Origin of the sequence: Salmonella sp. 2018103, from assembly GCF_026247685.1 — a bacterium.
In the GTDB taxonomy this organism is placed as follows: domain Bacteria; phylum Pseudomonadota; class Gammaproteobacteria; order Enterobacterales; family Enterobacteriaceae; genus Salmonella; species Salmonella enterica.
Genome location: NZ_CP111029.1, coordinates 1139673 through 1158810 on the forward strand (window position 1 = coordinate 1139673; position 19138 = coordinate 1158810).

The 19138-nt window shown below is 54.3% G+C and carries 18 protein-coding genes, 1 other RNA gene and 2 pseudogenes; 15 read left to right on the plus strand and 6 right to left on the minus strand.

The window, feature by feature from the left end:
- Positions 1–20 precede the first annotated feature (20 nt).
- The 6 genes and pseudogenes from OLG56_RS05540 to OLG56_RS05565 all read left to right on the plus strand — a co-directional run bounded on the left by OLG56_RS05540 (position 21) and on the right by OLG56_RS05565 (position 4642).
- Positions 21–599, plus strand: a pseudogene (locus OLG56_RS05540) (phage baseplate assembly protein V).
- Positions 596–955 (plus strand): GPW/gp25 family protein, encoded by a 360-nt coding sequence (locus OLG56_RS05545; RefSeq protein ID WP_023230735.1) that lies wholly within the window; start codon positions 596–598, stop codon positions 953–955. Before OLG56_RS05540 ends, OLG56_RS05545 begins: the two are co-directional and overlap by 4 nt.
- Positions 942–1850, plus strand: coding sequence for a baseplate assembly protein (locus OLG56_RS05550; protein WP_023230734.1), 909 nt, complete (start codon positions 942–944; stop codon positions 1848–1850). Before OLG56_RS05545 ends, OLG56_RS05550 begins: the two co-directional genes overlap by 14 nt.
- A complete protein-coding gene (locus OLG56_RS05555) occupies positions 1843–2448 on the plus strand; it encodes a phage tail protein I (protein ID WP_023230733.1) in 606 nt (201 codons plus the stop codon). The genes OLG56_RS05550 and OLG56_RS05555 overlap by 8 nt, the downstream gene beginning before the upstream one ends.
- The gene (locus OLG56_RS05560) at positions 2445–4100 is read left to right on the plus strand and encodes a phage tail protein (protein WP_023230732.1); all 1656 of its coding nucleotides are present in this window, start codon (positions 2445–2447) and stop codon (positions 4098–4100) included. The genes OLG56_RS05555 and OLG56_RS05560 overlap by 4 nt, the downstream gene beginning before the upstream one ends.
- Positions 4101–4102: 2 nt before the next feature.
- Positions 4103–4642, plus strand: coding sequence for a tail fiber assembly protein (locus OLG56_RS05565; RefSeq protein WP_207011540.1), 540 nt, complete (start codon positions 4103–4105; stop codon positions 4640–4642).
- 3 nt (positions 4643–4645) lie between these two features.
- Here the strand turns inward: OLG56_RS05565 and OLG56_RS05570 are convergent, their stop codons facing one another.
- Both OLG56_RS05570 and OLG56_RS05575 read right to left on the minus strand, forming a co-directional pair.
- The gene (locus tag OLG56_RS05570) at positions 4646–5263 is read right to left on the minus strand and encodes a tail fiber assembly protein (protein ID WP_207011541.1); all 618 of its coding nucleotides are present in this window, start codon (positions 5261–5263) and stop codon (positions 4646–4648) included.
- Positions 5233–6186 (minus strand): annotated as a pseudogene (locus tag OLG56_RS05575) (phage tail protein); the annotation flags it as partial. The gene OLG56_RS05570 and the pseudogene OLG56_RS05575, both read right to left, overlap by 31 nt.
- A gap of 65 nt (positions 6187–6251) precedes the next feature.
- Between OLG56_RS05575 and fin the strand changes: the two are divergent.
- From fin to OLG56_RS05620, 9 genes are all read left to right on the plus strand, one after another.
- Positions 6252–6809, plus strand: a complete 558-nt coding sequence (gene fin / locus OLG56_RS05580) for a serine-type DNA invertase Fin (RefSeq protein ID WP_023230730.1) — start codon at positions 6252–6254, stop codon at positions 6807–6809.
- Positions 6810–6911: 102 nt separating this feature from the next.
- Positions 6912–8084 (plus strand): phage tail sheath protein, encoded by a 1173-nt coding sequence (locus OLG56_RS05585; RefSeq protein WP_023230729.1) that lies wholly within the window; start codon positions 6912–6914, stop codon positions 8082–8084.
- 9 nt (positions 8085–8093) lie between these two features.
- On the plus strand, positions 8094–8609 hold the full coding sequence (locus OLG56_RS05590; protein ID WP_001207652.1) for a phage major tail tube protein: 516 nt from the start codon (positions 8094–8096) through the stop codon (positions 8607–8609).
- A 54-nt stretch (positions 8610–8663) separates the two neighbouring features.
- On the plus strand, positions 8664–8966 hold the full coding sequence (locus OLG56_RS05595) for a phage tail assembly protein (protein WP_023230728.1): 303 nt from the start codon (positions 8664–8666) through the stop codon (positions 8964–8966).
- A gap of 14 nt (positions 8967–8980) precedes the next feature.
- Positions 8981–9100, plus strand: a complete 120-nt coding sequence (locus tag OLG56_RS05600) for a GpE family phage tail protein (RefSeq protein WP_000763317.1) — start codon at positions 8981–8983, stop codon at positions 9098–9100.
- Positions 9093–11900, plus strand: a complete 2808-nt coding sequence (locus OLG56_RS05605; RefSeq protein ID WP_023230727.1) for a phage tail tape measure protein — start codon at positions 9093–9095, stop codon at positions 11898–11900. Before OLG56_RS05600 ends, OLG56_RS05605 begins: the two co-directional genes overlap by 8 nt.
- Positions 11897–12382 carry a phage tail protein gene (locus OLG56_RS05610; protein ID WP_000980409.1) on the plus strand — a complete coding sequence of 162 codons (486 nt, stop codon included), beginning with the start codon at positions 11897–11899 and terminating at the stop codon, positions 12380–12382. The genes OLG56_RS05605 and OLG56_RS05610 overlap by 4 nt, the downstream gene beginning before the upstream one ends.
- On the plus strand, positions 12379–13479 hold the full coding sequence (locus OLG56_RS05615) for a phage late control D family protein (protein WP_023230726.1): 1101 nt from the start codon (positions 12379–12381) through the stop codon (positions 13477–13479). The genes OLG56_RS05610 and OLG56_RS05615 overlap by 4 nt, the downstream gene beginning before the upstream one ends.
- Positions 13480–13547: 68 nt before the next feature.
- On the plus strand, positions 13548–13766 hold the full coding sequence (locus tag OLG56_RS05620) for an ogr/Delta-like zinc finger family protein (RefSeq protein ID WP_000980498.1): 219 nt from the start codon (positions 13548–13550) through the stop codon (positions 13764–13766).
- 116 nt (positions 13767–13882) lie between these two features.
- On the opposite strand, the gene ssrA is transcribed toward OLG56_RS05620, so the two are convergent.
- The 4 genes from ssrA to OLG56_RS05640 form a co-directional block, all read right to left on the minus strand.
- Positions 13883–14245, minus strand: a transfer-messenger RNA (tmRNA) gene (ssrA, locus tag OLG56_RS05625).
- 71 nt (positions 14246–14316) lie between these two features.
- A complete protein-coding gene (locus OLG56_RS05630) occupies positions 14317–15480 on the minus strand; it encodes an HlyD family type I secretion periplasmic adaptor subunit (RefSeq protein WP_072101449.1) in 1164 nt (387 codons plus the stop codon).
- A 7-nt stretch (positions 15481–15487) separates the two neighbouring features.
- Positions 15488–17668, minus strand: a complete 2181-nt coding sequence (locus tag OLG56_RS05635) for a type I secretion system permease/ATPase (protein WP_023196890.1) — start codon at positions 17666–17668, stop codon at positions 15488–15490.
- Positions 17665–19074 (minus strand): TolC family outer membrane protein, encoded by a 1410-nt coding sequence (locus OLG56_RS05640; RefSeq protein WP_000533871.1) that lies wholly within the window; start codon positions 19072–19074, stop codon positions 17665–17667. Before OLG56_RS05640 ends, OLG56_RS05635 begins: the two co-directional genes overlap by 4 nt.
- Positions 19075–19138 lie beyond the last annotated feature (64 nt).

The following is a 19138-nucleotide window of genomic DNA, read 5'->3' on the forward strand; positions in this document are numbered from 1 at the left end:
TAGTGTGAGATTCTTTAGAAATGAATGCACAACTAACAGAAATCATGCGCCTTATCACCAATCTGATCCGCACCGGCACTGTGACCGAAGTGAATCGGGAAAACTGGCTGTGCCGGGTAAAGGTGGGCGAACTTGAAACAAACTGGATTAACTGGCTGACGCTGCGCGCAGGTGGTGCCCGTACATAGTGGTGTCCGTCGCCGGATGAGCAGGTGGTGGTGCTGAGCATGGGCGGCAATCTGGAAACCGCTTTTGCGCTACCTGCCATCTACTCCAATCAGTTTGCGCCACCGTCGGATTCCGTGGATGGCTGCGTGACGGAGTACCCGGACGGGGGCTGGTTTGAATATGAACCTACCACCGGGCGCTGGTTCGTCAGAGGCATCAAATCCATGGTGATCGAGGCGGCAGACAATATCACCCTGAAAACCGGTGAGTTTGTGGTGGAGGCTGACCGCACGCGTATTAACAGCGAAGTGGTGATCAATGGTGGCGTTACCCAGGGCGGCGGAGCGATGAGTTCTAACGGGATCGTGGTTGATGCGCATCAGCATACTGGCGTCCTGAAAGGCGGCGATACAACCGGAGGCCCGGTATGACGCTTTATATCGGGATGAACAATACCAGCGGTAAAGCCATTACTGATATTGACCATCTGCGCCAGTCAGTGCGGGACATTCTGCTGACGCCGCAGGGTAGCCGCATTGCCCGCCGGGAATATGGTTCCCTGCTGTCGGCACTGATAGATCAGCCACAAAATCCGGCATTACGCCTGCAGGTCATGTCGGCAGTGTATGTGGCGCTGAGTCGCTGGGAGCCACGGCTGACGCTGGATTCCATCACCATTAACAGCAATTTTGACGGTTCAATAGTGGTGGAGCTGACCGGGCGGCGTAATAACGGTGTGCCTGTTTCCCTTTCCGTATCAACAGGAGCAGTGAATGGCAGTGATTGACCTTTCGCAGTTGCCTGCGCCGCAGATTGTGGATGTGCCTGACTTTGAGACGCTGCTTGCCGAACGCAAGGCAGAATTTGTGGCGCTTCATCCGAAAGATGAGCAGGAAGCCGTGATCCGCACGTTGGAACTGGAATCTGAACCCGTCACTAAATTGTTGCAGGAGAACGCTTACCGTGAGTTGCTTCTGCGCCAGCGCATTAACGAAGCCGCGCAGGCGGTGATGGTGGCTTACGCGATGGGCGGCGATCTGGACCAAATCGCTGCCAACTACAACGTGAAACGCCTGACGGTGACGCCTGCTGATAATGATGCTGTGCCGCCCGTTGCGGCAGTGATGGAAAGTGATGAAGCGTTGCGCCTGCGTGTGCCTGCAGCCTTTGAAGGGCTTTCAGTTGCGGGGCCAACTGCAGCTTACGAATTTCATGCCCGAAGCGCCGACGGTCGGGTGGCGGATGCCAGCGCAACCAGTCCAGCCCCTGCAGAGGTGGTACTTACCGTACTGAGCCGGGAGGGTGACGGTACAGCAGTAAAAGACCTGCTGGATGTGGTTGAAAAAGCCCTGAACAGTGAGAGTGTACGCCCGGTGGCTGACCGTCTGACGGTTCGTAGTGCGGAGATCATACCGTACCGGGTGGAGGCTACCATTTTTCTTTATCCGGGGCCGGAAGCGGAGCCTGTTATGGCGGCGGCAAAAGCCAGCCTGCAGAAGTACATCGCCAGTCAGACGAGGCTGGGACGTGATATCCGCCGCAGCGCCATTTATGCCGCGTTGCACGTGGTGGGCGTCCAGCGTGTGGAGCTGACGTCCCCTCTGGAGGATGTGGTGCTGGATAAGACGCAGGCGGCATCCTGTACTGAATGGAGCGTTACCAACGGGGGCACGGATGAATAGTCTGTTGCCGCCGGGTTCGTCGACGCTTGAGCGCCGACTGGCGCAGACCTGCAGCGGGATTTCCGATCTGCAGGTATCGCTGCGTGATTTGTGGAACCCGGCAACCTGCCCGATCAGATTCCTGCCTTATCTGGCCTGGGCGTTTTCTGTTGACCGCTGGGATGAAAGCTGGACAGAAAACGTCAAACGTCGTGTGGTGCAGGATGCTTTCTATATCCATCAGCATAAAGGAACAATCAGCGCCGTGCGGCGTGTGGTTGAGCCGTTCGGCTTCCTGATCCGCATCATTGAGTGGTGGCAGACCGGCGAAACGCCGGGGACGTTCCGTCTGGATATTGGCGTACAGGATCATGGTATTACCGAAGACACCTATCTGGAGCTTGAGCGCCTGATAAGCGATGCCAAACCATGCAGCCGTCATCTGGTTGGTATGTCCATCAACCTGCAGACAGGTGGCCCGTATTTTGTGGGTGCAGCCACCTACACCGGCGAAGAAATCACGATCTACCCGTATATCAACGAAACCATTATTTCCGGCGGCACCGCTTATGAGGGCGGGGCGGTCCATTTTATTGACACAATGAGAGTGAACCCATGAGCGCAAAATTTTATACCCTGCTGACGGAGATCGGCGCGGCGAAACTGGCAAGCGCCGCCGCGCTCGGTGTCCCGTTAAAAATTACCCATATGGCGGTGGGTAGCGGTGGTGGTGTGCTGCCCACACCCAACGCGCAACAGACCGCATTAGTTGCTGAGGAGCGCCGCGCAGCGCTGAATATGCTGTATATCGACCCGCAGAACAGCAGCCAGATTATTGCTGAGCAGGTGATCCCGGAAAATGAGGGCGGGTGGTGGATTCGTGAAGTCGGCCTGTTTGATGAAACCGGTGCGCTGATCGCTGTGGGTAACTGCCCGGAGAGCTACAAGCCGAAGCTGGTAGAAGGGAGCGGACGTACGCAGACCGTGCGCATGGTACTGATTACCAGCAGCACCGATAACATCACTCTGAAAATTGACCCTGCAGTAGTGCTGGCAACCCGTAAATATGTGGATGATAAGGCGCTGGAGCTGAAGGTATATGTAGACGACCTGATGGCAAAGCATCTTGCTGCGCCGGACCCGCATTCACAGTATGCGCAGAAGGACAGCCCGACACTCACAGGGATTCCAAAGGTACCGACGCCAGCGGCGGGTAACAGCACTAAACAGATTGCAAACACGGAATTTGTGGCATCGTCTATCGCGGCAATAGTGGATTCTGCGCCTGCAGCACTGGATACGCTGAACGAGCTGGCAGCGGCTCTGGGGAATGACCCGAACTTTGCCACGACGATGATAAACGCCCTGGCTGGAAAGCAACCGCTGGACAATACACTGACGAATTTAAGCGGAAAAGATATCGCCGGCCTTCTCACATACCTCGGTTTAGGCGAAACGATAAATCTGGCAAAAAATGCCGTCCCGGCGACACGGCAGGTTAACAGTAAACCACTGACCGGTGATATCACTTTGTCAGCTGCTGATGTGAATGCATTCGCGCTGGGGATGACGGGAGACTACACACTGGAAAATGACAAATCAGTCGGCTGGAACTGGAAAAGCGGTGTTTACAACGTTCCTACTGGAGGTGCATCCAAGCTGATTTTGCATTTTAATATGAATATCGGCAGTTGTCCGGCAGTGCAGTTTTGTGTGAATTACAAGAATGGCGGTATTTCCTACCGTTCGGCACGCGACGATTTTGGCTTTGAACTTGACTGGACTGAATTTTATACCACAACACGAAAACCATCCGCAGGTGATGTCGGTGCATTACCTGTTAGTGGTGGCGTTATTAACGGTAATCTCGGTATCGGTACACCTAATATATTGGGAGGTAGTTCTATTGTATTAGGCGATAACGATACCGGCTTAAAACAAAACGGCGATGGTCTACTGGATATTTATGCTAATGGTGTTCAGGTATTCCGCTTTCAGAACGACACACTGGAGAGTAAAAAATCCATCAATGTTACCGGACGATTAACGCCAACAGACTACGGTAATTTTGACAGCCGATACGTACAGGATTTCCGTCTGGGTAGTTATGAATCTGGACAGGCATGGATGGGCCCGGGATTCAGTGATACACCTGGTTATGTACTGACAGCGGCAACTAATGGCAATGGTGATGAGCTTATTGACGGTCTCGGAAGACGTCCAATGCAAAAATTGATTGGCAACCAGTGGTATAACGTGACGAGTGTTTAATTATGATGCATCTAAAAAATATCGTAGCCGGTAATCCAAAAACGCCTGATCAGTATCAACTCACTAAAAAATTTGGTGTGGTTTGGCTGTATGATGAAAAAGGTAAAAACTGGTATGAGGAACAGAAAAATTTTGCAGCAGACACGCTAAAAGTTGCCTACGACAAAAGTAATATAATTGTGGCAATCAATAAAGATGCGTCGAAAATAAATCCTGAAGGGCGCAGCGTTGTTGAATTACCGGATATCACAGCTAATCGCCGGGCAGATGTGTCAGGACGCTGGATGTATGATGGCGAACGTGAGCAGATAATTAGGCGGGTTTATACACCGGAAGAACTGCGCCAGCAAGTAGAAGCGAAAAAGGTAAAACTGCTCGAAGAGGCCGAGACCGTTATTACGCCGCTGGCGCGGGCAGTAAAGCTGGGTGTCGTCACCGATGAGGAGCAGCAGCGACTGGTGGCATGGGAACAATACAGCGTTCTGGTCAGTCGGGTGGATACATCTGCCCCTGACTGGCCGGAGAAACCGGCCAGTCATTAATTATTATTGTGGTAATACAGGCCACTGTATTTTATTAAAGGTGGCCTCGTCTGAAATGCTTTTTAAAACCAGTGATTTAAGCTCCCTGATATACGCCATCCATTTAGTCAGGCTGGCCTTATCGTCGTCACTGATTTCACCCAACGCCAGTTCGGTTCGCCAGTCGGCAATGGCGCTGTTAGCGGCATCCAGTAGTTTCTGTCGGGTGGTTTCGGCCTTAGCCTGATAATCCACCGGAACGGGTAAAACCTTACCATCTCTGTACAACCATGAGCCATCACCACGGCAATCATCAGGACAGTCAGCAGCATCTATTTCCGCAACAGACATATTAACCGGCCACAGCATTGATACAGCATATGTGTTTCCACGTTGCGGGACTGGCTTATTAATAACCCCCCAGATAACCCCCTCATGGTCGTACATGATTTTTGCGGTATCATCAGAAAATAATGACTGACATTCATACCAGTCCTGCCCGTCTTCTGATTCCAGAAAATATGCACCTATATTTATTTCGGACTGCGTTTTCCCCCTGTTTACGGGGGCGTCAATAAGTCTGAAATTTTTAATGTCCTGATATTTTTTCATTATGCCGTCCCCCCTTGTACGGTATACCACTGAATACCTAATCTTTTTTGCAAAGGCGCATAAGCAATGCCATCAATATTTTCGCCTTGATTATCTTTCCAGACGGAGGTAACTACATATCCGGGGGTGTTAGGCCAGGAACCTGCATTGTTCCAGGTAGCCACTGATGTGCCAGCCCCTAATTGAACATCTGCGACGAGATTATTATTCAGATGTGTACTTAGCCAGCCGTTCCAGACATTACCAAAAATATCCCCGTTACCAGCCATGCGTGACGTGCCATTTCCTGCCTGTACTTCGCCTGTAGCTACAGCGTTTCCGTTTACTTTCAGGGAAACCATGCTCTCCACAAGATTACCGATGAAACGTAATACATGTGTGTAGTTCGAGTAAACATCAAGCACGCCATCGCCGTTCTGTTTAAAACCAGTGTCATTATCACCAAGAACGATCGAATTGCCGCCCAGCGCATTATCAGTACCAATGCTTAGCGGACCGTTAAGACGTCCTCCGGCAATGGGCAGCGCCTGAACGTCATTTGCTGTGGGTTTATTAGCTGTGTTGTAGTCAACAATCCACGGGCGGCTGGTATTCGGTACAGTTCCCCAGTCCTGACGCTTTGCGTTAGCGCCCATATGCGCGTAATAGTGCTGAAACCAGACTTCACCGATTTTCTCAACAAACAGATATCCATAGCTGTACAGCTTGCTGCCATCCGGATAGGTGGGAAAATCAGCAACTGAGTCAGGTTTGGACACAGACACCCGCCACCATCCAGGTGTATTAGCTGATGCCATCGTGCCGTTATCGGTAATTTCTCCAACAGCACCGGCGGAAATGGCCCCCACATCTGACGCCCACAAAGTGATATCACCGGTCAGTGGTTTACTGTTAACCTGCCGTGTCGCCGGGACGGCATTTTTTGCCAGATTTATCGTTTCGCCTAAACCGAGGTTTATGAAAATGCAGAAAACGGTCGTAAATGGCATGATCCCAGCCTTTTGCGAGGGGGCCTGTTGTGCAAATTGGCTATGTACGGGTGTCAACAAATGACCAGAATACTGATTTACAGCGAAACGCGCTGAATTGCGCAGGATGTGAACTGATTTTTGAAGACAAAATAAGCGGGACCAAATCAGAAAGGCCCGGATTAAAAAAGTTGTTCAGGACGTTATCAGAAGGGGACACACTAGTTGTATGGAAGCTTGATCGCCTGGGTCGCAGTATGCGTCATCTGGTCGTTCTGGTAGAGGAGCTACGGGAGCGTGGCATTAATTTCCGCAGTCTTACGGATAGCATAGATACTTCCACACCAATGGGGCGTTTCTTTTTCCATATCATGGGCGCACTCGCTGAAATGGAGAGGGAATTAATTGTGGAAAGGACCCGCGCCGGACTTGCCGCTGCGAGGGCGCAAGGGCGAGTCGGTGGCAGGCGTCCAAAGCTCACTCCGGAGCAATGGGAGCAGGCCGGACGGTTGCTTGCCGCCGGTGAAACTCGTCATCGTGTTGGATTACTTTTTGATGTTAGCATTTCCACTCTTTACAAGAAATTCCCTGTAAATCAGTCGCGTTGAAAGTGGCGATATTGTACCAGCACTGACACATCGTGAAATACGTGCGCCGCACGCCTGGCAACCAGAACATAAGGTATCCCTGTCAACCGGAGAGACTGCCTTATGGCTCAGGATTACCACCACGGGGTGCGCGTTGTTGAAATCAACGAGGGCACCCGACCTATTACCACGGTGAGCACTGCCATCGTGGGCATGGTCTGCACCGGCGATGATGCTGATGCGTCCGTGTTTCCCCTCAATAAGCCGGTCCTGCTGACTGATGTGCTCACCGCCAGCGGTAAAGCGGGGGAGTCCGGCACGCTGGCCCGCTCGCTGGACGCGATTGCAGATCAGGCAAAACCCGTGACTGTTGTTGTGCGTGTGGCGCAGGGCGAAACCGAAGCGGAAACCACCTCCAATATTATCGGCGGCGTAACTTCCGACGGTAAGAAAACGGGCATGAAAGCGCTACTGTCGGCGCAGTCACAGCTCGGTGTCAAGCCGCGCATTCTTGGGGTGCCAGGACATGACACTCAGGCCGTTGCTACTGAACTGCTGGGCGTGGCGCAAAGCTTGCGCGGGTTTGCCTACCTTGCTGCTAATGGCTGCAAAACGGTGGAGGAAGCTATTGCCTATCGCGAGAATTTCAGTCAGCGCGAGGGAATGCTGATCTGGCCTGACTTCATCAACTTTGACACCGTGCTGAAAGCAGACGCGACGGCTTACGCCTCCGCCCGTGCGCTCGGCCTGCGTGCCAAAATCGACGAGCAGATCGGCTGGCATAAAACCCTGTCCAATGTGGGTGTGAACGGTGTCACCGGCATTTCCGCTGATGTGTTCTGGGATCTGCAGGACCCGGCAACCGATGCGGGACTGCTGAACAAAAATGACGTCACCACATTGATCCGCAAAGACGGCTTCCGCTTCTGGGGTTCCCGTTGTCTCAGTGACGATCCGCTGTTTGCCTTTGAGAACTACACCCGCACGGCGCAGGTGCTGGCTGACACTATGGCGGAGGCGCACATGTGGGCGGTGGATGGCGTGCTTAATCCGTCGCTGGCCCGCGACATTATTGAAGGACTACGCGCCAAGATGCGCAGTCTGGTCAACCAGGGATACCTGATTGGTGGTGACTGCTGGCTGGATGAGTCTGTTAACGATAAAGACACCCTTAAAGCCGGGAAACTGACCATCGATTATGACTACACGCCGGTGCCTCCGCTTGAAAACCTGATGCTGCGCCAGCGCATCACCGATCGTTACCTGCTCGATTTTGCCAGCCGTGTCGCTGCATAAGGGGGAATCATGGCTTTACCACGCAAGTTAAAACACCTGAACCTGTTCAACGACGGGAACAACTGGCAGGGGATTGTTGAGTCTCTGACCCTGCCGAAATTTACCCGCAAGTTTGAGAAGTATCGCGGCGGCGGTATGCCGGGCGCAGTGGATGTGGACATGGGGCTGGATGACGGTGCACTGGACACGGAATTTTCAATCGGCGGTACCGAGCTGCTGTTATTCAAGCAGATGGGCAAGGCAACCGTTGACGGCATCCAGCTGCGTTTCACCGGTTCCATTCAGCGTGACGATACCGGCGAAGTGCAGGCCGTTGAGCTGGTTGTGCGCGGGCGCCATAAAGAAGTGGATTCCGGCGAGTGGAAAACCGGCGAGAGCAGCAGCACCAAAGTCAGCAGTACCAACAGCTACGCGAAGCTGACCATTAATGGTGAGGTGCTCTATGAGGTCGATCTGGTCAACATGGTAGAAATCGTTGGCGGCGTGGACCTGATGGAAGCACACCGTAACGCCCTCGGCCTCTGATTAACCTTAACGGCGCGGGCAGCCGCGCCAGTATTTCATTAACAGGATACGAACATGAGCGACAAGCTGACTGAAAAGACTGTAAAACTGGATACTCCCATCATGCGCGGTAAAGCTGAAATTACCGAAATTGTGCTGCGCAAACCGCAGTCCGGCGCACTGCGTGGCACCCGTCTGCAGGCCATTATGGATATGGACGTGAGCGCAATGATGACTGTGATCCCACGAATCTCCACCCCGACGCTGACCGCGCAGGAAATGGCAGAGCTGGACCCCGCCGATCTCACCGCGCTGTCGGTAGAGGTGGTGACTTTTTTGTTGAAGAAGTCGGTGCTTGCCGGTTTACCGACAGCCTGACGATTGATGATCTTGTGGCGGATATCGCCACCATCTTTCACTGGTCGCCATCCATCACTGACGTTATGCCGCTGACTGAGGTGCTGGCGTGGCGGTATAAGGCAATTCAGCGAAGCGGGGCCAGCGATGAGTGACAATAACCTGCGTCTGCAGGTGATTCTTAATGCGGTTGACAAGCTCACCCGCCCATTTCGATCTGCGCAGGCCAGCTCAAAAGAGCTGGCTGCAGCCATTCAGCAAAGCCGCGCCCGTTTAAAAGAATTAGATGCTCAGGCGGGCCGCATTGACGGTTTCCGCAAGGCCAGCGCGCAGCTGGCAGTCACCGGTAACAGTCTGAAAGCCGCACGCGAAGAAGCTGCGAAACTTGCCACGCAATTCTCTGCTACCAATCGCCCGACGGCGGCGCAGGCACGGCTGCTTGAGCAGGCAAAAAACCGCGTTACGGAGTTACAGAGCAAATATAACGGTCTACGTCAGTCGGTGCAGCGCCAGCGTCTTGTGCTCAATGAAGCCGGGCTGGACACGAAAAAGCTCAGTAGTGCGCAGCGGGAACTGCGGCAGAATGCCGACGAAACCCGGCAGGCCCTGGACCGGCAGCAGAAATCCCTTAAACGCCTGGGCGAACAGCAGGCGCGAATGAACGCCGTCCGCGATCAGTATTCACGCCGTCTTGAGGTGCGGGATCGCATCGCCGGGGCAGGGGCTACCACTACGGCTGCGGGGGTGGCAATGGGCGCACCTGTTGTGGCGGCAGTTAAGAGCTACGCCAGCATGGAAGATGCCATGAAAGGCGTGGCAAAGCAGATAAACGGGCTGCGGGACGATAATGGCAACCGCACAAAACAGTTTTATGACATGCAGGATGCCATCAAGGCCGCCAGCGAACAGCTGCCGATGGAGAACGGCGCTATAGACTATGCCGCGCTGGTTGAAGGTGGTGCTCGCATGGGGGTGACCAATCAGGACGATCCTTACGAAGAGCAGAAACGTGACCTGCTGGCTTTTGCATCCACGGCGGCAAAAGCGGCAACGGCCTTTGAGCTGCCCGCAGATGAACTGGCTGAAGGGCTGGGGAAAATCGCGCAGCTCTATAAAGTTCCGACGCGCAATATTGAACAACTGGGCGATGCGCTGAACTACCTGGACGATAACGCCATGTCAAAGGGTGGGGACATTATCAACGTCCTGCAGCGTATGGGAGGCGTGGCTGACCGCCTTGACTTCCGAAAGGCCGCGGCGCTGGGTTCAACATTCCTTTCTCTTGGGGCTGCCCCGGAAATCGCCGCCAGCGCCTCTAATGCCATGGTGCGTGAACTGTCCATTGCCACCATGCAAAGTAAACGATTTTTTGAAGGCATGAATCTGTTGCAACTCAATCCGGCGGAGATTGAAAAGCAGATGACCACCGATGCCATGGGCACAATTCAGCGGGTTCTGGAGAAGGTCAACAATCTGCCGCAGGATAAACGTCTGTCAGCCATGACAATGATTTTTGGCAAAGAGTTTGGCGATGATGCGGCAAAGCTGGCTAACAACCTGCCGGAGCTGCAACGCCAGCTGAAACTCACATCAGGTAGTGGTGCTAATGGCTCCATGCAGAAAGAATCCGACATTAACAAGGATTCATTGTCTGCGCAGTGGTTGCTGGTTAAGACGGGCGCGCAGAACGCTTTCAGCAGCCTGGGGGAAACGCTGCGCCAGCCGCTGATGGATATTATGGGCATGGTTAAGCGCGTGACCGGGGCGTTGCGTCGCTGGGTTGAGCAGAATCCCGTGCTGGCTGGCACGCTGATGAAAGTGGCGGCAGCTACGGCAGCCATTACTGTTGGGTTGGGGGCGCTGGCAGTGGCGGTGGCTGCTGTGCTGGGACCGCTGGCGGTTATCCGGTTTGGCCTGTCCATGCTGTCAGTTAAAGCGTTACCTTCTGCAGCCGCCGCTGCCACACGTACAGGTAGCGTGCTGCGTCTGTTGATCTCTGGTCCGCTGGCTTTGCTGCGCGTGGCATTATTTGCTGTTGGTAGCCTGCTGGGTGCGCTGCTCAGTCCTGTAGGGCTGGTTGTGGCTGCACTGGCAGGCGTGGCGCTGGTTATCTGGAAATACTGGCAGCCCATTAGTGCATTTCTGGGGGGCGTGGTGGAAGGGTTCAGATCCGCTGCTGCGCCCATCAGCGCCGCCTTTGAGCCGCTCAGACCCGTGTTTCAGTGGATTGGTGACAGGGTGCAGGCCTTGTGGGGCTGGTTCAATGATTTACTTACCCCGGTTAAATCCACTTCCGAAGAGCTGAACAGCGCAGCTGCAATGGGGCGTCGGTTTGGTGAGGCGCTGGCGGAAGGTCTGAATAGGGTGATGCACCCACTTGAGTCACTTAAATCCGGTGTGTCATGGCTGCTGGAAAAGCTCGGTATTGTCAGTAAGGAGGCGGCAAAGGCGAAACTACCTGCGCAGGTTACGCAGCAGCAGTCCGCCACAGTGAACAGTGACGGCAAAGTGGTGCTGCCGCCAGGCGGGTTCCCGGCTTACGCGGGGATGTACGACACGGGCGGGATCATTCCACGCGGGCAGTTTGGCATTGTCGGAGAAAATGGCCCTGAAATTGTGAACGGACCGGCAAATGTTACCAGCAGGCGGCGTACTGCTGCGCTGGCCTCTGTCGTTGCTGGCGTGATGGGGGTAGCTGCGACACCTGCAGAAGCGGCTCCGCTTCATCCGTTCAGTTTGCCTGCGAGGGCATACCAGCCCCCGCTTGCTAAGGCAGATAGCCCGCCGCCGGTTATTCGTTATGAGATAAATGCGCCCATTCATATTGTCGCTCAGCCTGGGCAGAACGCGCAGGATATTGCCCGTGAAGTGGCACGCCAGCTTGACGAACGGGAGCGCCGGGCCAGGGCAAAAGCACGCAGCAATTTCAGCGATCAGGGGGGGTATGAATCATGATGATGGTACTGGGTTTATATGTATTTATGCTGCGCACTGTCCCTTATCAGGAACTGCAGTATCAGCGCAGCTGGCGACACGCCGCCAACAGCCGGGTGAACCGCCGTCCGTCAACGCAGTTTCTTGGCCCGGATAACGATTCACTGACACTGTCCGGGGTTCTGCTGCCGGAAGTGACCGGCGGCAGACTGTCATTACTGGCGCTTGAACAAATGGCTGAACTGGGCAAGGCATGGCCTTTGATTGAAGGTAGTGGAACCATTTACGGCATGTTTGTTATTGAGAGTCTGAGCCAGACAAAGACGGAGTTTTTTGCCAGCGGAATGCCCAGGCGCATTGAGTTTACGATCACCCTCAAACGGGTTGATGAGTCGCTCTCTGACATGTTCGGGAGCCTGAGTGACCAGCTCAGCAACCTGCAGGACTCCGCAGCATCTGCTATTGGGGGGATTAAAAACACGGTTGGAGGATTGCTGCAGTGAACGTTAATTCTGATCTCCTGAATCTGAACAGCAAAAGCCCGGCTTTCAGTATCACCATCGAAGGCAAAGACGTGACGACGGTGATGGACGCGCGCCTGATGAGTCTGACACTGACGGATAACCGGGGCTTTGAAGCGGACCAGCTTGATCTGGAGCTGGACGACGCCGACGGGCTGATCGCCCTGCCGCGACGTGGGGCTGTGATTCAGCTGGCGCTGGGCTGGAAAGGGCAGCCGCTTTTCCCTAAAGGGGCTTTTACCGTAGATGAAATTGAACACAGCGGAGCCCCTGACCGGCTGACCATCAGGGCGCGTAGCGCAGATTTTCGTGAAACCCTCAATACACGGCGCGAAAAATCATGGCATCAGACAACGGTGGGGAAGGTGGTAAAGGAAATCGCCGCCCGGCATAACCTCAAAGTGGCGCTGGGTAAAGACCTGACGGATAAGGCGCTGGATCATATGGACCAGACCAACGAAAGCGATGCAAGTTTTCTGATGAAACTGGCGAGACAGTATGGGGCGATTGCTTCCGTTAAAGACGGGAACCTGCTGTTTATCCGGCAGGGACAGGGAAGAACGGCAAGCGGCAAGCAGCTGCCGGTTATTACCATCACGCGCAAAGCCGGTGACGGTCATCGGTTCACCCTTGCTGATCGTGGTGCCTATACCGGTGTTATTGCCAGCTGGTTGCATACGCGTGAACCCAGGAAAAAAGAGACAACCCGTGTTAAGCGTCGCCGAAAGAAAACCACCACACCCAAAGAGCCGGAAGCAAAACAGGGAGATTATCTGGTGGGAACAGATGAAAACGTGTTGGTTCTTAATCGTACCTACGCCAACCGGAGCAATGCAGAGCGCGCAGCAAAAATGCAGTGGGAACGTCTGCAGCGCGGGGTTGCTTCATTTTCCCTGCTGCTCGCTGAGGGGCGGGCTGATCTCTATACGGAAATGCCGGTGAAGGTGACGGGATTTAAGCAGCCGATTGATGATGCAGAATGGACCATTACCACCCTGACGCATTCTGTCATCCCGGATAATGGATTTACGACCAGCATGGAGCTTGAAGTAAAGATTGATGATCTTGAAATTGAATAATTGGTTCTCAATATTGATTGATGATGTATCATTATTGCGATTACGGCAAAAGTGGTGGGATAACAGCAATGATGAACTGTCCAGAGTGCGGTCATGCAGCACATACCAGAAGCAGCTTTCAGGTATCAGCTACGACAAAAGAACGTTACAACCAGTGCCAAAATATAAATTGTGGCTGTACGTTCGTTACTCATGAAACGTTTGTACGGCACATTATAAAACCGAATCTAATTTCTTCTGCGCCACCACATCCGGGAAAAGGTGGTCAAGGCCACATGAGTTTCTGAACAGAACCCGCTTTAATGGCGGGTTTTTTGTTGCCGCCAGTCCGACACGCTGTCGCCATTTTGCCGCCACTACCAAAGAAAAAGGGCTACGTTTTCACGTAACCCCTTGTTTTGTTTGGTGGAGCTGGCGGGAGTTGAACCCGCGTCCGAAATTCCTACATCCTCGGTACTACATGCTTAGTCAGTCTTTACATTCGCCTGGCACCTGCGGACGGACACGCCACTACCAGACTAGCCTGATTCGTTTTAACGCTTCAACCCCAGGCAGGGCATCCGCGCGATCTCTTTTGGGTTTGACCTCTCTTGATCCCCGTCCTAAGAGCGGAGGCTAGGGAGAGAGGGCTCTAAGCAGGTTATTAAGCTGCTAAAGCGTAGTTTTCGTCGTTTGCGACTATTTTTTTGCGGCTTTTTACGAGGCCAACCGCCCCTCGGCATGCACCTTGGGTTTCGCAAATCCCGTCGAATCCAGAATCAGCCCCAATGTGTAAGGTAAGTATAACAGACTTGTGACACGCGTGACCAGCCCCCGTATCTTCTTATCTTCAACGATTTACCGCTCGCGCAGCGCTTCTTTCGCGCGATTAAACGGTTTGATTAAATAGTCGACAATGGTTTTTTCACCGGTTTTGATATCCACCGTGGCGATCATGCCTGGAACAATCGAAAAACGGCGTCCTGATTTATTTTGTAGATAGTCCTGGTGGGTGCGGATAAACACGCGATAGTAGAAAATTTCCGGTTTCACTTTATCCTGAATGGTGTCTGGTGAAATGGTCTCCACCACGCCGTCAAGCCCGCCGTAAATGGCGTAATCATAAGCGGTAATTTTAACCAATGCGCGTTGGCCGGGATGAATAAAGGCGATATCACGCGGCGAAAGGCGGGTTTCAATCAGCAGACGATCGTCTACCGGCACTATCTCCATCATCTCGCCGTTAGGCGGGATCACGCCGCCAATCGTCGTGACCTGGATATTTTTAACAATGCCACGTACCGGCGAACGCACGGTAAGGCGGGTGACGGAATCCTCGCGTCCTTTTAAAATGGCGGAGAGCATATCGACCTCAGCGTTCGCTTTCGATAACGCTTCGCGTGCCTGCACATAATATTGTGAGCGCAGATCGGTAATTTTTAAGCCTAAATCGCTTTTTTGTCGTTGCAGGCGTAGCACTTCAACATGACTGGCCGCGCCGCTTTTCTCCAGCCGCTGGGTAATGGTCAGCTCTTTATTAACCGACGCCAGCGCATCCCGTAGCTCGGCTTCGGTATCGGCCAGCTGCGCGCGGCGGCTTTTATAGAGACGCGTCTCTGCGGCAATCAGATCCGGCCAGCCGTTCAGCTCAGCGGGGAAGGCGAGAGGTAAGTCGCTGACTTCCGCAGTTAACCGTGCGCTGGAGGCGAGTGAAGCTCGATATTTTGCCGCACTTTCACCCACATTGGACGCCAGACGCGTCGGATCAAGCCGGGCGACAATCTGATTAGCCTGAACTCTGTCGCCTTCCCGCACCGTCAACTGCGCCAGAATGCCGCCATCCAGCGACTGCAGAACCTGTTCGCGTGAACTGGGGATCACTTTCCCGTTGCCGGTGGAAACCTCATCCAGTCGGCCAAACCACGCCCAGATGCCGAGAATGAGAAATAACAGTGAGCAGATCAGAACAATACGACCCGCGCCGGAAAACGCCCGTTCACGCTGAATATCGAAATCGTCCATCGCGGCATCATGCTGACTGATTTTCATTTTTCCACTCCCGACGGTGACTTTGCATCCGATCCGCGTTAAGCGCCTGCGCTTTTGGCGCATCCATCACCAGTTGTCCTTCTTTCAGGACAATGACACGCTCAACCAGCTCCAGTATTGGTACCCGGTGCGTCGCGACGACCAGGGTACGGTTGCCAAGCCACTGATGTAACCGCTGAATAAACTCTCGCTCCGTATGCTCGTCCAGCGAGGCGCTGGGTTCGTCAAGTAGCACAATATTGGGGGAGCGCAGCAGCATTCTCGCCAGCAACAGGGACTGACGCTGCCCACCGGACAGGCCGTTACCACCCTCCATAATGGGATGATCCAACCCTTTTGCCAGCCGCCTGACGAAGACGGCGCCGCCGCTGACTTCGAGCGCGTCAAAAATCTGTTCATCGTTGGCGTGCGGCGCGCCGAGCGTCAGGTTCTCTCGTAGGGTGCCGAAGAAAAGCCGCGCGTTCTGGCTAAGAAAGCCGATGTTGCGTCGTAAATCCGCCATATCGATGTGCGACAAGCTGAGATTATCAAGCCGGGCATCTCCCTGAATCATCTCCAGGCCACCCGCCATCGCCTGTAAAAGTGTGGATTTACCCGCACCGTTACGCCCCAGTATTGCAATCCGCTCGCCTGGCATGATCTCCAGACGCACGAGGCGCAACGGTATGCGTTGATCGTCGTTATGGTAACGAAACTGAGCGTTTTCAAAGAGGTAATGCCCGTGGAGGATGTCGCGGTGTATCAGGCTATCGTCATGCTGTGTCTCGGTGGGCAGTTGCATAATGTTGTCGAGACCCATCTTCGCCGCTTTCACCTGCTGCCAGCGCGCCAGCACGCCGCACAGGTTAGCCATTGGCGCGATCATCCGCGAGCCGAGCATCGACGCGGCGACCACGGCGCCGGTAGTCATACTGCCTTCAATGACCATCGGCGCGCCGAACATAATCACTGCGGCATACACCAGACTTTGTACCGACATCCCCCAACTGATAAGCCCTTGCGTGAGTTTGCGGGTGCGTAGACCCGACTCGCCGGTGATACGGATATAGCTATTCCACTGCTGAAGAAAGCGGTTCTCCGCCTGCATCAGTTTAATATCTTCCAGTCCCTGAACGCTTTCGACCAAGACTGCATTGCGTAGCGTCGCTTCGTGGGCGGCCTGGTTGGCGAGGACAGCCAGTTTTTTTTGCAGTGCGACGCCCGGCAGGATCATCAGCAGAGCCGCCACGGGCGCTATCCATGCCAGCGGTGGGGCAATAATCGCCAGGACTACCATAAACAGGAAAAAGAAAGGCAGATCGACAATGGTCGCCAGCGTTGAAGAGGTAATCATCTCGCGGATCTGCTCCAGTTCGCGTAACTGCGAGATAAAACTGCCGGTGGAACGGGGGATAGCGCTGTTGCGCAGCCTTAACGCATGACCGAATACCCGATCGGAAATGCGCATATCGGCGCGTTTACCGAGCACGTCCATAATGTGCGTACGCGCTTCACGCAGCAGAAAACCGAACAGCACCGCTACCAGCACGCCGAAGGAGAGCACGTACAGGGTAGGATATGACTGAGCGGGGATCACCCGATCGTAAACCTGCATAGAGAACACAATCCCGGCCAGAGACAGCACGTTAATCAGAAAGGCGGCGACCATTACCGGTAAATAAGGGCGAATATCCTGCAGAACCAGCTCGCGCATCCAGTCAGGTTTAAAGCGGGAGATATAGCGGTCGACGCGGCTATCCTTGAGCGCCGATAGCGGGCGTAGCGCGGCAACATAGAGGATCTCCGGCAATAACTCGCTGAGCGTCAGGCGGTTACGCTGACTCTCTTCTTCAATCACAAAAACGTCTACCGCATCTTCGTCATTAACATGTTCGATGACCAATAACTGCCCGTCCCGGAGCTCGACAACCAACGGCAATCGCCACTGACTAAATGCCGTTTTGTCTATGTCCGGCGCATGAAAGGATAAACCCGCCTGCCGCGCGAGCTGCGTTAAGGCGGTCGTTCTGCTTTTGCCCCTAAACCACGGGGCGTTGGCCTGAATTGAACCGGGAGAACAGGCAACGCGATAATGACCGGCGACATAGCTGATGGCCTGCGCCCATTGGCTTAGCGCGCGCTCACTGAGTACCTCTTCTACATCGGGGGCGGCGCGGGTCATGGCTGGATCTCCACGGATTGAATGCTGCGATGATTTAACGCGAACGCCTGACGAAGCGCGCCGGTGTTATACAGACAGTTCAGTTGCAACTGATGCAACTGGCTTTCCGTTTGCAGTTCGGCAAAACGCGCCTGGTAAACTTCCTGCTCCGCATTCAGCACGTCGAGCAGCGGGCGGGAACCGAGGTCAAGGTATTGCTGCTGATACAGTTCGCGCGTGCGTTCGCTAAGCTGCTGTTGCCGACGAAGGATTTGTAACGCGCTGGCAAGACTCATTGCCTGGCTGCGTGCCTCCATTAGTTTCTGGCGGACATCAAGCCGGGTGCGCTGAATGGTCGACTGAGCCGCGTCTACCGCATGGCTGGCGGCGTTGCGTCGGGCAGTCAGCCCTCCGCCCTGATAAAGCGGCATCTCAACTTTCACCCAGGTGGAATACTGGGTTTTATCCAGCACTTCATGACTGGGATATTTATCATTAAGATAATGTTGAACGGAAGGTTCGAGCGAAATTGTCGGCGTCATTTGCGCGCTGGCATAGTCCAGATTCGCCCGCGCAACGTTGGCCTGCGCCCAGGCGGCCAGTACCGCGGGCACCAGTCGATCGTCGGGAGTTGCCGTCTCACAGCTGCGAGCAAGTTTCGCCGGGAAGTCATTATTGATGCCGTTAAGCGAATTCCAGCCCAGCCAGCTCATCAGTGAGGCTTTCGCACTGTCGAGATTGGCCTGATACTGCGCCAGTTGCGAGCGGGCGGATTCGATTCTGGCTTCGGTTTGCACTACGTCAGATAGCGACGTAGCGCCTTCATCGCTGCGCTGCCGGATAAGTTTACCGATGCTGTCCAGCGCGACGAGCTGTTCTTCCGCCGCTTCTACCATTTGCTGCCAGCTCTGCGTTTGTACAATGGCGTTGGCGGTTTCGTGCGCGACGGTATCAATACTGAGCAACACATTGGCCTGTTGCTGCGCTGCGCCTGCGGTTTCGGCGCGAACCTGGCTTGCCACTTTGCCGAAGTCATAAAGCATTTGCGATACCGACAGCACCAGCGAGGGACTATACCCGTGATCGGTGTAGGTATTGCTGTACCCATTGTTCACACCAGCGCTGACTTGCGGATAATATTTCGATTTGGCGACCTCTATTTGTTCATTCTGTGCGAGCAGTTTGCCGACGGCTTCGCGAATAGAAGGATGCCAGCTAACGGCGCGATTGACCGCGTCATTGAGCGTCAGGTTGCCCGGCGCGGCGGCGCTGAGCGGCAACTCAGCGGCGGAGCCATCCAGCGAAGGAAGCATCTGGTCTGTTGCTAATCCTTCGGATGTAATCATTGGCGGCGCTTCTGCGCCCCGGGGCTGGTGATGAAACAAAGCAAATGCCAGTACGATGGCGACAGGCGCGACTCTTCCCATAGTTTATCCCTTTTAAATATCACCGCTTGTTGCCCCGAACGTCGTGGCGTTCGGGGCTTTTTTA